The sequence below is a fragment of the Kribbella sp. NBC_01484 genome (genome assembly GCF_036227145.1).
Classification (GTDB): domain Bacteria; phylum Actinomycetota; class Actinomycetes; order Propionibacteriales; family Kribbellaceae; genus Kribbella.
This window is the reverse complement of the sequence record NZ_CP109437.1, coordinates 180,904-196,725: the sequence shown is the minus strand read 5'-3', so window position 1 is coordinate 196,725 and position 15,822 is coordinate 180,904. Positions and strand designations below refer to the sequence as shown.

At 68.6% G+C, this 15,822-nt stretch carries 11 protein-coding genes; 9 read left to right on the top strand and 2 right to left on the bottom strand.

All coding sequences use genetic code 11. The features are described 5' to 3' along the window. The first annotated feature begins 68 nt into the window (after window positions 1–68). The 9 genes from atpA (at window position 69) to OG555_RS00760 (ending at window position 10,960) form a co-directional block, all read left to right on the top strand. Complete coding sequence (atpA, locus tag OG555_RS00800; RefSeq protein ID WP_329480172.1) at window positions 69–1,706, top strand: F0F1 ATP synthase subunit alpha; 1,638 nt, start codon at window positions 69–71, stop codon at window positions 1,704–1,706. A gap of 3 nt (window positions 1,707–1,709) precedes the next feature. Beyond that, entirely contained in the window at window positions 1,710–2,621 is a 912-nt protein-coding gene (locus OG555_RS00795; protein WP_328519108.1) for a F0F1 ATP synthase subunit gamma, read from the top strand. Window positions 2,622–2,626: 5 nt separating this feature from the next. Next, window positions 2,627–4,084: a F0F1 ATP synthase subunit beta gene (atpD, locus tag OG555_RS00790; RefSeq protein ID WP_329480170.1), complete on the top strand. Its 1,458-nt coding sequence runs from the start codon at window positions 2,627–2,629 to the stop codon at window positions 4,082–4,084. A gap of 5 nt (window positions 4,085–4,089) precedes the next feature. Then, on the top strand, window positions 4,090–4,503 hold the full coding sequence (locus tag OG555_RS00785; protein WP_329480168.1) for a F0F1 ATP synthase subunit epsilon: 414 nt from the start codon (window positions 4,090–4,092) through the stop codon (window positions 4,501–4,503). A gap of 104 nt (window positions 4,504–4,607) precedes the next feature. After that, entirely contained in the window at window positions 4,608–5,039 is a 432-nt protein-coding gene (locus tag OG555_RS00780) for a DUF2550 domain-containing protein (protein WP_328519111.1), read from the top strand. Between the two features lie 164 nt (window positions 5,040–5,203). Continuing rightward, window positions 5,204–6,256: a TRM11 family SAM-dependent methyltransferase gene (locus OG555_RS00775; protein WP_329480166.1), complete on the top strand. Its 1,053-nt coding sequence runs from the start codon at window positions 5,204–5,206 to the stop codon at window positions 6,254–6,256. A 16-nt stretch (window positions 6,257–6,272) separates the two neighbouring features. Continuing rightward, window positions 6,273–7,832, top strand: a complete 1,560-nt coding sequence (locus OG555_RS00770) for an FAD-dependent oxidoreductase (RefSeq protein ID WP_329480164.1) — start codon at window positions 6,273–6,275, stop codon at window positions 7,830–7,832. Between the two features lie 137 nt (window positions 7,833–7,969). Beyond that, complete coding sequence (locus OG555_RS00765; protein WP_329480162.1) at window positions 7,970–8,404, top strand: hypothetical protein; 435 nt, start codon at window positions 7,970–7,972, stop codon at window positions 8,402–8,404. A 543-nt stretch (window positions 8,405–8,947) separates the two neighbouring features. Then, window positions 8,948–10,960, top strand: coding sequence for a hypothetical protein (locus OG555_RS00760; protein WP_329480160.1), 2,013 nt, complete (start codon window positions 8,948–8,950; stop codon window positions 10,958–10,960). A 4-nt stretch (window positions 10,961–10,964) separates the two neighbouring features. On the opposite strand, the gene OG555_RS00755 is transcribed toward OG555_RS00760, so the two are convergent. Together OG555_RS00755 and OG555_RS00750 are read right to left on the bottom strand one after the other, a co-directional pair. After that, the gene (locus OG555_RS00755; RefSeq protein WP_329480158.1) at window positions 10,965–13,898 is read right to left on the bottom strand and encodes a glycoside hydrolase family 2 TIM barrel-domain containing protein; all 2,934 of its coding nucleotides are present in this window, start codon (window positions 13,896–13,898) and stop codon (window positions 10,965–10,967) included. After that, window positions 13,883–15,679 (bottom strand): glycoside hydrolase family 127 protein, encoded by a 1,797-nt coding sequence (locus OG555_RS00750; RefSeq protein WP_329480156.1) that lies wholly within the window; start codon window positions 15,677–15,679, stop codon window positions 13,883–13,885. The genes OG555_RS00755 and OG555_RS00750 overlap by 16 nt, the downstream gene beginning before the upstream one ends. Window positions 15,680–15,822 lie beyond the last annotated feature (143 nt).

The window sequence follows — 15,822 nt, the reverse complement described above, 5'->3', positions numbered from 1 at the left end:
GCGCTAAGGGTCGGGAAAGCCTTTAGAGCCACAACAGGCCAGCAAGGGTCAAGGAAGCAGGAAACACAATGGCTGAGCTCACGATCAGGCCGGAGGAGATCCGGGACGCCCTGGATCGGTTCGTCACCGAGTACCAACCGGAGCAGGCGAGCCGGGAAGAGGTCGGCACCGTGATCGACGCGGGTGACGGCATCGCGCACGTCGAGGGCCTGCCCTCGGCGATGACCAACGAGCTGCTCGAGTTCGAGGACGGCACCCGGGGCATCGCGCTGAACCTGGACACCCGCGACATCGGTGTCGTCGTCCTCGGTGAGTTCGACGGGATCGACGAGGGCCAGCAGGTCCGCCGGACCGGCACGGTGCTCTCGGTACCGGTCGGCGAGGGCTACCTCGGTCGCGTCGTCGACCCGCTGGGCAAGCCGATCGATGGCCTCGGCGAGATCAAGGACCTCGAGGGCACCCGCGCGCTGGAGCTGCAGGCGGCCGGCGTGATGGACCGCCAGGAGGTCCGCGAGCCGCTGCAGACCGGGATCAAGGCGATCGACGGGATGATCCCGATCGGCCGCGGCCAGCGTGAGCTGATCATCGGTGACCGCAAGACCGGCAAGACGGCGATCGCGGTCGACACGATCATCAACCAGAAGGCGAACTGGGACTCCGGCGACCCGAAGAAGCAGGTCCGCTGCATCTACGTCGCGGTCGGCCAGAAGGGCTCCACGATCGCCGCGGTCCGCGGTGCGCTCGAAGAGGCCGGCGCGATGGAGTACACCACCATCGTCGCCTCCCCGGCGTCCGACCCGGCCGGCTTCAAGTACGTCGCGCCGTACACCGGCTCGGCCATCGGCCAGCACTGGATGTACCAGGGCAAGCACGTGCTGATCGTCTTCGACGACCTGACCAAGCAGGCCGAGGCGTACCGCGCGATGTCCCTGCTGCTGCGCCGCCCGCCGGGCCGCGAGGCCTACCCGGGCGACGTGTTCTACCTGCACAGCCGCCTGCTGGAGCGCTGCGCGAAGCTGTCCGACGAGCTCGGCGGCGGCTCGATGACCGGCCTGCCGATCATCGAGACCAAGGCCAACGACGTGTCGGCGTTCATCCCGACCAACGTCATCTCGATCACCGACGGCCAGATCTTCCTGCAGTCCGACCTGTTCAACGCCAACATCCGGCCGGCCATCGACGTCGGTATCTCGGTCTCCCGGGTCGGCGGCGCCGCGCAGGTCAAGGGCATGAAGAACGTGTCCGGCTCGCTGAAGATCGACCTGGCCCAGTTCCGGGCGATGGAGGCGTTCGCGATGTTCGCGTCCGACCTCGACGCCACCTCCCGCCGGCAGCTCGACCGGGGTCAGCGGCTCGTCCAGCTGCTGCGTCAGCCGCAGTACTCGCCGTACCCGGTGGAGGAGCAGATCGTCTCCATCTGGTCCGGTACGAAGGGCAAGTTCGACGACGTGCCGGTGGACGACGTACTGCGCTTCGAGCGGGACTTCCTGGACTACCTGCGGCGCGAGAGCAAGGTGCTCGACGCCATCCGCGAGTCCGGGCTGTTCGGCGACGACGAGGCGCAGGCCGTGACCGAGGCGCTGGACGCGTTCAAGCCGACGTTCCAGACCTCCGAGGGCACGCTGCTCGGCACCGAGGCGGAGGCCGAGGCGATGGACGAGGGCGACGTGGAGCAGGAGCAGATCGTCCGGCAGAAGAGGGGTTGACCGATGCCGGCCAATCTGCGGGAGCTTCGCGATCGCAAGGCCTCGGTCTCGACGATCAAGAAGCTCACCCGGGCGATGGAGCTCATCGCGGCGTCCCGGATCGTCAAGGCGCAACAGCGCGCCCAGGCGGCCGGTCCGTACGCGCGTGAGCTCACCCGTGCCGTGTCGGCGGTGGCGACGTTCTCGAACGTCGACCACCCGCTGACCACCGAGAAGCCGAACCCGAAGCGGGCCGCCGTCCTGCTGATCACCTCCGACCGCGGTCAGGCCGGGGCCTACTCGTCCAACGTGATCCGCGAAGGGGAGCGGCTGAACCAGCTGCTGCGCGACGACCAGAAGGAGATCGTTCCGTACCTCAGCGGCCGCAAGGGCGTTGCGTACTACACCTTCCGGCAGCGCGAGATCGCGCAGTCGTGGACCGGCGACTCCGACAACCCGAGCTTCGCCCGGGCCCGGGAGATCGCCGACGCGCTGATCGAGGCCTTCCTGAAACCGACCGAGGAGGGCGGCGTGGACGAGATCCACATCGTCTTCACCCGGTTCGTGTCGATGCTGACCCAGCGCGCGGACGTGATCCGGCTGCTGCCGCTGGAGGTCGTCGAGGGCGAGGAGACACCGGCGGCGGACGACGTACTGCCGCTGTACGAGTTCGAGCCGTCCGCCGAAGAGGTGCTCGACGGGCTGCTGCCGAAGTACGTCGCCAGCCGGATCCACTACTGCATGCTGCAGGCGGCGGCCTCGGAGCTGGCCAACCGGCAGCGGGCGATGAAGTCCGCGACGGACAACGCGCAGGACCTGATCGAGAAGCTGACGCGGGACCTGAACCAGGCCCGCCAGGCCCAAATTACCCAGGAAATCAGCGAGATCGTCGGTGGCGCCAGCGCGCTGGCCGACGCGAGCGCCGGGAGCGAGTGAGAGAGATGACTGCCACGGTTACCGAGAAGAACGATCACAGCGGAGCGGCCGGGTCTGTTGGCCGCGTCGCCCGGGTGATCGGCCCGGTCGTCGACGTCGAGTTCCCTGCCGACGCGATGCCCGACATGTACAACGCGCTCGAGGTGGACATCACCCTGGGCGACACCACCCAGACGATCACCCTCGAGGTCGCGCTGCACGTCGGCGACAACATCGTCCGGGCGATCTCGATGAAGCCGACCGACGGCCTGGTCCGCGGCACCGAGGTGCGTGACACCGGCGCGGCGATCTCCGTACCCGTCGGCGACGTCACCAAGGGCCGGGTCTGGAGCGTCACGGGCAAGTGCCTGAACCAGGACGAGTCCGAGTTCGAGATCGCCGAGCGCTGGCCGATCCACCGCAAGGCGCCGGCCTTCGACCAGCTCGAGTCGAAGACCGAGATGCTGGAGACCGGCATCAAGGTGCTCGACCTGCTCACGCCGTACGTGCAGGGCGGCAAGATCGGCCTGTTCGGCGGTGCGGGTGTCGGCAAGACCGTGCTGATCCAGGAGATGATCTACCGGATCGCCCACAACTTCGGTGGTACGTCGGTGTTCGCCGGCGTGGGCGAGCGGACCCGTGAGGGCAACGACCTGATCAACGAGATGGAAGAGGCCGGGGTCTTCAAGGACACCGCGCTGGTCTTCGGTCAGATGGACGAGCCGCCGGGCACCCGGCTGCGGGTGGCGCTGTCGGCGCTGACGATGGCGGAGTACTTCCGCGACGTCAAGGAGCAGGACGTGCTGCTCTTCATCGACAACATCTTCCGGTTCACCCAGGCCGGTTCCGAGGTCTCCACGCTGCTCGGCCGGATGCCTTCGGCCGTGGGGTACCAGCCGAACCTGGCCGACGAGATGGGTGTGCTGCAGGAGCGGATCACCTCGACCCGGGGTCACTCGATCACCTCGATGCAGGCGATCTACGTGCCCGCCGACGACTACACCGACCCGGCGCCGGCGACCACCTTCGCCCACCTCGACGCGACCACCGAGCTCTCCCGCGACATCGCGTCGCGTGGTCTGTACCCGGCCGTCGACCCGCTGACCTCGACGTCGCGGATCCTCGACCCGCAGTACATCGGCCAGGAGCACTACGACGTGGCCGTCCGGGTGAAGCAGATCCTGCAGAAGAACAAGGAACTGCAGGACATCATCGCCATCCTGGGTGTCGACGAGCTCTCCGAAGAGGACAAGATCACCGTCGCCCGCGCGCGCCGGATCGAGCAGTTCCTCTCCCAGAACACCTACATGGCGGAGAAGTTCACCAACATCCCGGGCTCCACCGTGCCGCTGAAGGACACCATCGAGTCCTTCAAGAAGATCACCGAAGGCGAGTGCGACCACATCGCCGAGCAGGCGTTCTTCAACGTCGGTTCGCTCGAGGACGTCGAGCGCAAGTGGGCCGAGCTTCAGAAAGAACAGTGACTGACATGGCTGTTTCCGATTCAGCCGCTGCCAAGCACCTCGAGGTCGCGCTGGTCGCGGCCGAGCGGACCGTGTGGCAGGGCCAGGCCAAGATCGTCATCGCCCGGACCACGGACGGTGACGTCGGGATCCTGCCCGGCCACGCGCCACTGCTGGGCCTGCTCCAGGGTGGCACCGTGCAGGTGCGGACCGTCGACGACGAGTACTTCGTCGCGGCCGCGCCGGACGGCTTCATCTCGGTGGCGAACGACCGGGTCTCGATCCTGGCCGAGGACGCCGAGATGGGTCACGACATCGACCTTGAGGAGGCCCGGCGCGAGCTCGAGCAGGCGCTCGCGACCGGCACCGCGAGCAACGCCGACGCCGACGAGGTGCGACTCGCCGAGGCCCGGGTCAGGGCCGCCGAGACGACGACCTGACCGCACCTGCCATAATTGAACATCGTCACTGACAGTACGGTTCTCCGGCGGTGCCCGGGGCGGCAGTACCGGCTATTGGGCACCGGAAATGGGGTCGGCAAGGTATGAGGACAGTCCTCGATGTCGTCGGGGTCTGTCTGCTTGCCGCCGTACTGCTGATCATCATCTTCGCGTTCCGCCGTCGCTGGTTGTCCAGGGACGGCGGAACGTTTGATTGCAGCCTGCAACTCGCCGAGAAGGACCACGGTCGCGGCTGGGCCCTCGGCCTGGCCCGCTACGTCGGCGATGAGTTGCAGTGGTTTCGCGTCTTCAGCCTCGCCTGGTGGCCCAAGCTCGTGGTCAACCGCCGCCAGCTCGAAGGCGTCACCACCCGCCGCCCGATGGGCAACGAGCCCCTCGTCACGTACGCCGGCCACGTCATCGTCGACGCCGAGCTCCGCGACCGGACCGTCCACTTCGCCATGACCGAAGAAGCCCTCACCGGCGTCCTGGCCTGGATGGAATCCGCCCCACCGAGCACCCAGACGTACCTCTGACCGATATTCGGTGGGCACCGCGACGACCGTGTGCCACCATCGCCGCATGACAGCTTTCTTCCGACTGGGCTAGCTCCCGCTGGCCGGTCGAGGCTTTGCCCGCAGCCAGCGAGGCGGGAGCTGATCGTTCGATCGCTCCCGACGCTGACCGGGAGAACACTGTCATGCATTCTGCGCGTAGTGACGCGGCGGAGTCGATCACTCAGGTGCTCGTGCGGACTGTCACGGGGCTGGAGCGCCTTGCGGCCGAGGAGTTGGCGGCCGCGGGTCATCGTGTGATCGACGTGTCCAAACGCCAAATAGTTGTCGAAGCCACCACCGCGGCCATCATCACCAGCTCGCCTCGGCTGGCCGATGATCTGTTTGTCGTGCGGGCTGCTGTGGCGGATCCGGGGCCGACGAAGCAGGCGCTGGCTGCTGCGGTTCGCGGTCTGGCGGTGCCGGGTACCCGCGGGCCGTTCGCGGTGAGTGCGTCGTTTCAGGGGCGGCGTAACTTCAGCCGCTTCGATGTCGAGGATCTGATCGGCGGGCGGATCGACGCTGGCACGTACCACTCCCGCCGTACGGGCGCGGTTCCGCCGGCTGAGCGGGTCGACTGGCGGGTTGTACTCGACGGGAAGACGTTGTGGATTGCGGTGCGGCCGTTCGAGGTGCCGCTTCATCGGCGGGCCTGGCGTCGGCGGACGGTGGCCGGGAGCCTGCATCCGCCGGTCGCGGCGGCGATGGCCGGACTGGCCGGCATCAGGGCGGGGCAGCGGGTGCTGGATCCGTTCTGTGGCGCGGGGACGCTGCTGCTCGAGGCATACGCCATCGAGCCCGGTGCGAACTATCTGGGGATCGATCGGCAACCGGCTGCTCTTGCCGCGGCCCGCGCGAACTCTCCGAGCCGGGAAGTCACCTGGCGGACGGGTGACGCCGCCCGGCTGTCCGACCCAGTGGATCGCATCCTGACCAACCCGCCCTGGAACGTCCGCGTGAGCCTCGGCGACTTCGCGCCGTACCTGCGGGAGTGGCGGCGGGTGCTGAGGCCGGGCGGGCGCGTGGTCGCGATCCTCAACCAGGAGCAGGCGGCGCGGATCAGCGTCGATGCTGCCTGGCGAGTGGTCGAGGCGTACGACGTGGCTGTCGCGGGCCGGCATCCCCGGATCGTGGTGGCCGAAAGAAGTGCGCATACGTATGATCCGGGACCAGCGACGGCCGTCGCCGCACCCCGCTGACGAAGGAGCGAAACGCGTGGAACTCACGACGGACGTCCTGGTGGTCGGGGGCGGCCTTGGAGGTGTCGCGGCCGCGCTTGCCGCGGTGCGGCTGGGACAGCGCGTCGTCCTCACCGAGTCGACAGACTGGCTCGGCGGCCAGCTGACCAGCCAACTGGTGCCACCCGACGAGCACCCGTGGATCGAGGAGTACGCCGCTCCCGGGTACTCCGAACTCCGCCGGCGGATCCGGGACTACTACCGGCGCAACTACCCGCTGCGACCCGAGGTGGCCGCCGATCCGCTGCTCGACCCGGGGCGCGGCGTCGTCAGCCGGTTCTGCCACGAACCGCGGGTCGCCGCGGCGGTGCTCGAGGAAATGCTCGCACCCTGGCGGGCGAGCGGCCACCTGACCGTTCATCTCGAGCACGAGCCGATCGCGGCGCACACCGGTGGCGACGAGATCGACGCAGTGACGCTACGCGACCTCCGCTCCGGCAACGAGCTGACCGTATCGGCCGCGTACGTCGTCGACGCGACCGAGCTCGGTGACCTGGTGGAACTGGCCGGGGTGGAGCACGTGGTCGGCGCCGAGAGCCGTGCCACCACCGGCGAGTTGCACGCGCCCGAGGTTGCCGATCCGCTGGACCAGCAGGCCTTCTCGTCGTGTTTCGCGCTGGAGCACCGGCCAGGGGAGGACCACACCATCGACCGGCCGGCCGGGTACGCGCACTGGCACGACCACATCGCGCCGTTCTGGCCGGGACCGCAGTTGTCCTGGGAGGACGTCGTACCGGTCACGTTGGAGCGCCGGGAGTGGCGGTTGTTCGAGGCGAACCCGGACCGGCTCGCGCCTTTCTCGCTGTGGCGGTACCGGCGGATCCTTGCCAGCAGCAACTTCCTGGACGGAGCGATCCCCGACGTCACCGTCGTGAACTGGCCGCAGCTCGACTACTGGGAGCAGCCGCTCGTCGGGGCAGCGGACCCCGCCGCGGCGCTGGCCGCGAGCCGGGACCTGTCCTTGTCCTTCCTGTATTGGATGCAGACCGAGGGCGGCTACCCCGGTTTGCGGCTGCGGCCGGATGTCACGGGTACGGCCGACGGTCTGGCGAAGGCGCCGTACATCCGGGAATCGCGGCGGATCCAGGCCGAGTTCACCGTGCTCGAGCAGCACGTCGGGGTCGAGGCGCGGCCGGACGGGTCGGGGAGTGAGGTGTTCGCCGACAGCGTCGGGCTCGGACGGTACCGGATCGACCTGCATCCGAGCACGGCCGGCCGCAGCTATGTCGACATCGAGGCTTATCCCTTCCAGATCCCGCTCGGCGCGCTGATCCCGGTCCGCGTCGACAACCTGCTGCCGGCGAACAAGAACATCGGCACGACTCACATCACCAACGGCTGCTACCGCCTGCATCCGGTCGAGTGGAGCATCGGCGAGGCCGTCGGCGCGCTCGTCAGCTTCTGCCTCACGAACGGGCTGTCGCCGCGCAAGGTCCGGAACGACCCGAACCATCTGGCCGACTACCAGCGCCTGCTCACGAACGAGCTCGGCGTCCGGCTCGCCTGGCCGGACGAGATCCGTACGCACCGCGACTGACAGACGAATCCCGCGTTCAGGAAGTCCGCCCTCGCCGGCGACGAGTACATCCAGCCGGTGGTGACGGCGATCCGGTCAATCGCGTCGAACGTGATCCTGATGGGAGTCCGTACTGGAGCACCCGGCTGAACGGTGCGGTGACCGATCCGATTGCTGGGGGCAACATCGCGTACGTCCACCACCTCGATCCGAACCAGGGTCCGGCGACCGCAGCCAACCAGGTGACGGCGGGTACGACGTCGGGTTGGGGGCTGCCGTTGCGGCAGTACCTGGATGTGCGATCACAGATCGGCTGGCGGGGGTGGATCTTCGACAACCTTTGGGCGCCGGTGATGTCCGACAAGAACTGGAACCTGATCAGCGGTAGATACCAGGGCGCCTTCATCCGCGAATGGCTGGCCGGCTCTCCCGGGGTCTCGCCCTGCTCCGACGACTTGGACCGGGGTGCCACGGTCGTCGCGTCCTCGACGTACGACGCTTCCCCGGGCGCGGCGAAGGCGGTGGACGGGTGTGCATCGGCACCGGCCGCTGGATGTCGGCCGTCGGCGACACGGCACCGGTCCTCACGGTGAATCTAGGCACGTGCAAGGACGTCAACGAGGCCGCGGTACGGCTACCCGAACGTTGCCACTGGCACCGTCCTGACCGTCTTCCAGGTCGCGGCGCACACCGCCGCCGGCTAGGTCCAGCTCGGCGTCGTCGTCACCGTCGACACCCGGCCCCTCGTCTCATTCGCCGGACCACAGGTCTCGGCGTACGCGCGTTCGGACGTAACTCGTACCGGTCGCCGATCGCCTCGTCGTCCGCCACCGCGGACCAACTCCGCCTGACCATCACAGACCCTCCAGCACCACTCCCGACGTCGCCCGCGTCTACGAGGTCACCGCACTGGAGCTTGAAGGACGCGGTGTCTGCGACCACTCCCAACCGGCAACCACTGGCCGACACCTGGCTCGCTGCACGGCGCACACACACTCCACCAGCCCACGTCAGATGACCGTGCTCCCTACTCGATTCCTGCTCTCGCTCGGTGTGATGTTTTCCCTTGTGGATAAGGGATTTCGGGGCCTCGATGGATTTGCGACGGCCTCATAGCGGTGCGTAGAATCGCACACATGTTCGAAGGAGACCTGGCGACGCTGACGACGGCCGACCTGCTGGCCTCGGCCGCCGACCACGACGCCGAGGCCCGGCGGGTCGACGCGCGGCGCCTGGAACATGCCCAGGTCTATGCCGATCGTTTCCATCCTGACGCGTGCCCGGTCCGGCCGGGCCGGCGGTCGTGGGAGGGCCGCGAACGCGCGGTGGTACTGGGTGGCGACGGCTGCCCGGAGATCCTGGAGTTCGCGATCGCCGAGTTCGCGGTCATGTTGGGGATCTCACCGCGGGTCGCGGCGAACTACATCGGTCAGGCGTTGGCGTTGCGACACCGGTTCCCGTTCACCTGGGCGCGGGTCCTGGCCGGTGAGGCGACCCCGTGGAAGGCGTGCCGCATCGTCTCGGAGTGCGCGAAACTGTCCGAGGACGCGGCCCGGTACGTCGACCGGCGGGTCGCGCCGTTGGTGGACTCGATCACCCCGTACCGGCTGAACAAGATCGTCCAGGCCGCGAAAATGCACGCCGATCCCGACCTGGCGCGGGCCGAGGCCGCCGAGACGGCCCGCGAACGCGGTGTGTTCGTCGGCCGCGCGGATGAGCACGGCACCAAAACCATGTACATCAAGGCCGCCGCCGGCGCGGTCATCCGCAACAAGGCGACCCTCGACGCGATCGCCGACGCCCTCAAAACCTTCGGCGACACCCGCCCCGTCCAGCACCGCCGCGCGGACGCGGTCGGGATCCTCGCCGACCCTCGCTACACCCAAGAACTCCTCACCCAAGCCCGCCACCACCACACCAACACCTCCACCCCGGACACCTCCACCCCGGACACCTCCGCGCCGGACACCTCCGCGCCGGACAGCTCCGCGCCGGACACCTCCAGCCCGGACACCTCCAGCCCGGACCGCTCCGCGCCGGACACCTCCACCCCGGACACCTCGACCCTGGACGCCACCGCTCCGGGCACGACCGCTCGGGAAGGCGTCGGCGCTCCGGGCACCACCGCCCGAGGCGGCACTGCTTCGGGTGCGAGTGCTCCGGGCGCCGAGTGCGCCGAGGCCGGTGACGGTCGCTCTCACGGGACCACCGACCTGGCCCGGGCGCTTGCTGACCACCTGGTCGGATCGGGCCACGGCATCGCTCCCGCGAGGGCCACCGGGATGGCCGGGGCTGCCGCGAAGCCCGGCGTGGGACGAGGTTCCCGGTGGGGTGATGAGGACCGGACCAAGAGAAACGACGAGCCCAGCCCGGACGACGAGGCCGACCGCGACGCACCCCACCCGAGTGGCAGTGATCTGCCCGACCCCCTGGACACCCCAGACACCGTGCCGATCGAACCCTTCGACCCCTCCGACCCCGGCCTACACCTCGACCCCGACGACGGCCAGCCTATGGACGCCGCCGCCCGCCGCGCCCTGCACGCGCGCCTGGCCCAGATCAAACAGGACGCCTACACCATCCACCCCACCCGAACCGGCGAGGACAGCGCCGGTAGTCCCGACCGTGCCGGCGGACGGGTACGTCCGCGCCAGACCGAGGTCTATGTCCACCTCACCGACCACACCCTGGCCACCGGGACCGGCGTGCTGCGCGCCGAGGGCATCGGCCCGTTCCTCGCCGACCAGTTGGCCGAGCTGATCGGCTACGGCCCGTACACCGTGAAGCCGGTCATCGACCTGAACGACGCGGTCAGTGTCGACGCCTACGAGATCCCCGACCGGATCCGCGAACGCGTCAAGCTCACCTACCCGGTCGAGTTGTTCCCTTTCGGCACCCAAGAGACCCGCAGCGGCATGGACCTGGACCACATCCAGCCCTACGACCCCCTCGGCCCACCAGGCCAAACCAGCACCCTGAACCTCGCACCCCTCGGCCGCTTCGGCCACCGGGTCAAGACCCACGCCCACGGATGGACCGTCCACCGCATCGATCCCAAAACCCTGGAATGGACCACACCCCACGGCTTCACCTTCCACGTCGACCCCACCGGCACCCACCGAGTGCCGAAGGCCACGCCGGATCCCTGAACGGTCACCCCAGGCTGAACCGGAACCGGTGCGAGCAGGCCTGCAGGTCGTGCGGCGGGAGGATCGGAGCACCGCTGGTCGGACTACCCAAGCCGTGCTGCAGGGCATCCAGAGTCACCCACACCCTGTCGCCCGCGACCAGATCCTGCGGGTGCGCTGCGGCCGCGAGTTCGGCGATCGTCCACCTGCGAACGGTCAGTGCAAGGTGTGGGTCGCCGGCCAGCCGGATCTTCCCGGCCGTGCCGGACAGTTCGGCCCAACGTACGTCTGCCCGCGAGCCGTTCTCCTGCGGATAGAGGAACGGTACCTGGTAGTCGTCGATGGTCGAGGTGTAGCGGCCGATGCGCGCGGCCGCCCGCGAATCCGGATACGCCTGCCCTGGCCCCAGCCCGAACCAGCTCACGTCCTGGAATCCACCCGGCAGCCCGAACGTCACCCCAACCCTTGCCCAAGGCACCATCCACTGACCAGCCGGCTCCACCTCCACCTCAGCTGCCAGCCGATCCCCTTCCGCCCTCCATCGGTACGTCGTCAACACCCGAGCGTCCGTAGCCGCCACCCCCACCATCGTCACCACAACCAACTCGTCGCCGGCCGCCTCCACGGACACCGTCCGATACCGCAACCGATCCAGCCCGGCGTTGGCCCATCGCGTCTTCCGGTCCAACGTGGTCGCATCCCAGGTCCGCGCATCGTGCTGAGTAGGCGCCCGCCACAACTCCAACGGCACGTGCTCAACCTCCCACCCAGACAGGCTGATCAGCCTCCCGGTCCGCCCACAGAACCGCCCCGCCCCAAGCCGGACCTCGCCGCCATCCTCCAATCTGGTGGGCTGACCCACGGCACCGCGGGGTGACGCACCGGAGTCCGGGGTGCGAACCCACCGGCTGGTGGGCTGACCCAGGAGATTGGGGTGCGCGGGCTGCGCGTTCGGGGTGACCTGCGCTTGGGTGAAGGCGATCTCGTGTCCCGCAGTTGCCCACGGGGTGTCGTTGGCCAGCACTGCCCGGACTGTCAGCCAGCGTTCGCGGTTCTGAGGCGGCGCGGCGAAGTCGGGCAACTTGACGGTCGCCTCGGTGCCGGGGGCGATCACCGGCGGGTCTAGGGAGCCCTGCGCGACCACCTCACCGTCGTCGGCGAGGTCCCAGTGCAGCGCCAGGTGGGTGGTGTCGAGGACGTCGTACCGATTGATGATCCTCACGGCGTCCGAGACCACGGACAGGTGGACGGGCTCGAAGGCTTTGCGGACCTCCGCGAGGACTGGTTGGGGAGTGAGGTCCGGGAAGACCAGCCCGTCCAGGACGTACGTGCCGTCGTGGAGTTCCTCGCCGAAGTCGCCGCCGTACGCATACGTACCGTCAGGGCGGAGGATGCCGTGCTCCATCCACTCCCAGAGGAAACCGCCCTGGCAGCGTTCGAAGGTGTGGAAGAGCTCCTCGTACTCCGGCAGCCCGCCAGGACCGTTGCCCCCGGCATGCGAGTACTCGCACAACACGAACGGCATCGCCCGCCGCCGCGCGTCCAGGGCCGGATCGTCCAATGGCTTCTCAGCCCGTCGGCCGATCGCCTCGACCTCGGCGTGGGATGCATACATCCGGCTGTACACATCGACGTCCGCACAGGTCAGATCGCCCTCGTAGTGCAGCGGCCGCGACGGATCACGACGACGCGTCCACGCCGCCATCGCCGACAGGTTCGCCCCGACGCCGGCCTCGTTGCCGAGGGACCACATCACCACGGACGGGTGGTTCTTGTCGCGCTCGACCATCCGCCGCATCCGGTCCAGCGAGGCGTCCAGGAAGCGCGGATCGTCGGCCGGGTTCCCGCGCCAGTCCAGCAGGAAGAAGCCGTGCGTCTCGTAGTCGCACTCGTCCATCACCCAGAACCCGAGCTCGTCGCACAGCTCCAGCAGCCGCGAGTCCGGCGGGTAGTGGCTGGTCCGGATCGCGTTGATGTTGTGCTGCTTCATCACCAGCAGTTCCCGCCGCAACCGCTCCGTCGGTACGACGCGACCGAGCACGGGATCGTGTTCGTGCCGGTTGACCCCGTGGAACAACACCCGCCGCCCGTTGACCGTGAGTACGCCGTCGACGATCGCCACCGAACGGAACCCGATCCGCAGCGACACGGTCTCACCGGGGGTCACGACGACGGCGTCGTACAACCGCGGTGCCTCCGCGGACCACGGCTCGACGCCGGGGATCATCACCGACTGACCAGCCGTCGCCTCGACACCCAGTTCCGCGATTCGCACGACCGCACCCGGGACGGATTCCACCCGCAGCGTGCCGGCACCGGTCCGATGGTCGTAGTCAGCATGGACCCAGACATCATCCACACCATCAGCGGGCCGGGCGATCAGCGTGACGTCGCGGAAGATCCCCGGCAGCCACCACATGTCCTGGTCCTCGAGGTAGCTCCCCGACGACCACTGATGCACCCGCACCGCGAGCACGTTCCGCCCCGGACGCAGTACGGCACTCACGTCGAACTCACTCGGCAACCGGCTCCCGCGAGTCACACCGAGCTCGACGCCGTTCAGCCAGACCCGCGCACACGAATCCACCCCGTCGAAGCGCAGTACGGAAGGCCCGTCCCACGACGCCGCCAGGTCGAACACCAGTCGGTGGTCCCCGGTCGGGTTCTCATCGGGCACGTACGGCGGATCGACCGGGAACGGATACTTCTGGTTCGTGTACGACGGCCGCCCGTGCCCGTGCATCGGCCAGCTCGACGGCACCGGCAAGTACGCCCATCCGGAGTCGTCGAAGTCCACTCCCTCGAAGCCATCAGCGGCATCCGCGACCGTCTCCGCCAGCCGAAACCGCCATTGACCATTGAGACTCAGCCGTCCCGCATCCGTGCGTACGGCGGCCCGCGCCGGCAGCACGCCGTAGCCAGGGCCCGGGTCTTCGTAGTACGTCACTCCGAGACCCACACCGTCATCGGCCCGACTGTCCGATTGGCCCACGCGTAATAGGGGATCGCCGTCAGGGTCTGCCCGTCCCGCGCCGGCACCTCGACCGTCGTCACCCCACCCAGCAACTCCAGTCGCTCCCGCTCGACCAACGCACCCGGAACCACCGCCGTCTCATCCAGTACGACGTCCTGGTCCAGCTGCTCGAAGCAGTACACCAACGGCCCACGCTCGATCGCGATACACCCACGGACCGAGTCGATCCGTTCGTCCGGCGACGTACGACGAGCCTCCACGGGCAACTCCAGGACCAGCTCGTCACCGGCCTGCCAGCTCCTCCGAAGCGGAAGCAGCCGCCCGACAGCCCCCGTCCGCTGCTCCACGCCGTTGATCGCAAGCGTGCAGCCGGCGGCCCAGGCGGGAAGGCGAAGGCCCAGGGTCCAGGCCTCGCCCGGCGACTCGGTGACGCGCACCCGAACAGTGCCGTGCCACGGATACTCCGTCGTCACCTCCAGCCCGACCGTGCCAGCACCGATCTCGGCGGTCACCGCAGCCGGCGCGTAGAGCTGCAACTGCACCCCGTTGTCGTCCGACGTCGCGACGAGTTGATCGAGGGACGAGAGCGTGCGCATCACGTTCGGCGGGCAGCACGCCGTCCCGTACCACGGCTGCCTCCCGCCGATCGCGGACCGCTGGTCATCGGCGTACGCGTGCTGTCGCACCTTCAACGTGTTCACGTAGAAGAAGCTGTCCCCGGTCAGCGAGACCCCGGAGGTGACCGCGTTGCACAGCGTCCGCTCGATCAGGTCGGCGTACCTGCTCTCGCCGGTCGCGAGCAGCAGCCGCCAGCTCCACTGCACGCTGGCGATCGCCGCGCACGTCTCGCAGTACGCCGTATCCGGTGGCAACTCGAACGGGTCGCCGAAGGCCTCGCCGTACCACCGCGATCCGACGCCGCCGGTCAGATACGTCTGACTGCCGACCATCGTCTGCCAGGTAGCCCGGAGCGCATCGAGAAGCTCGGTGTCACCGGTCTCGACGGCGACATCGGTCGCCCCAGCCGCGAGATACAACGCCCGCACGGCATGTCCCGCGAGCGTCCGCACGGCGCGCACCGGCAAGTGATCCTGGAAGTACGCCGGCCCATGATGACCCGGCGGGGTCAGTAGCCCGTGCCCGCGCGCCTCGACGAAGTACGACGCCAGCTCCAGGTACGACGGCGTCCCGGTCTCCCGGTACAGATCGACCAGCGCCATCTCGATCAGCGGATGACCGTCGACGCCTTCCAGCCGGCCTGGCCCGAACGTCTTGCACAGCAGATCGGCGAGTCGGCAGGCGACGTCGAGCAGTGTGCGATCACCGGTCGCCCGCGACTGCGCGACCGCGGCTTGCAGCAGGTGGCCGGCGCAGTAGAGCTCGTGCCCCTTCTCCAGATCGCCGTACCGCTGACCGTCGAGCACAAGTCGCGTGTAGGTGTTCAGGTAGCCGTCCGGCTCCTGTGCGGCAGCCACCAGCGCGCTCGTTGTCGTCTGCCAGGCTGCGAGGTCGCCGGCCGGCTCGCGGGCCTGCTCCCAGGCGACCGCCTCGAGCCACTTGTAGACATCCGTGTCCGCGAAGAGCTTCCCCGCGAACTGACCCACGCTCGAGCGATCCGCGGCCCGGCGGAAGTTCAGCAGCGTGCCCGCTTCCTCCAGCCGCTGGGCCGCGGCCGGGATCGTCGAGGTGCGGTTGATCCGCTGGCGTTCGGACCAGAAACCACCGGTGATCCGCGCAGCGCCGAGGGGGAGTGGGCGAAGGGGCATGGCTGAAGGAAACCATCACCGTGACGGGGCCGACAAGGGTTCGGCGCGGGATTGGTGCAAACGATTGCCGCCGCGCGATCTCGTGGCTGCAAACGATTGCAAATCATCCGCGTCATGCTCTTGACACTCCTTCGTAACCTCCG

Bases quoted from the DNA above. Each gene is read 5' to 3' on its own strand.
- OG555_RS00760 (WP_329480160.1), top strand. From the start codon at position 8,948: ATGTTCGAAGGAGACCTGGCGACGCTGACGACGGCCGACCTGCTGGCC.
- atpD (WP_329480170.1), top strand. From the start codon at position 2,627: ATGACTGCCACGGTTACCGAGAAGAACGATCACAGCGGAGCGGCCGGG.
- OG555_RS00750 (WP_329480156.1), bottom strand. From the start codon at position 15,679: ATGCCCCTTCGCCCACTCCCCCTCGGCGCTGCGCGGATCACCGGTGGT.
- atpA (WP_329480172.1), top strand. From the start codon at position 69: ATGGCTGAGCTCACGATCAGGCCGGAGGAGATCCGGGACGCCCTGGAT.
- OG555_RS00795 (WP_328519108.1), top strand. From the start codon at position 1,710: ATGCCGGCCAATCTGCGGGAGCTTCGCGATCGCAAGGCCTCGGTCTCG.
- OG555_RS00775 (WP_329480166.1), top strand. From the start codon at position 5,204: ATGCATTCTGCGCGTAGTGACGCGGCGGAGTCGATCACTCAGGTGCTC.
- OG555_RS00785 (WP_329480168.1), top strand. From the start codon at position 4,090: ATGGCTGTTTCCGATTCAGCCGCTGCCAAGCACCTCGAGGTCGCGCTG.
- OG555_RS00780 (WP_328519111.1), top strand. From the start codon at position 4,608: ATGAGGACAGTCCTCGATGTCGTCGGGGTCTGTCTGCTTGCCGCCGTA.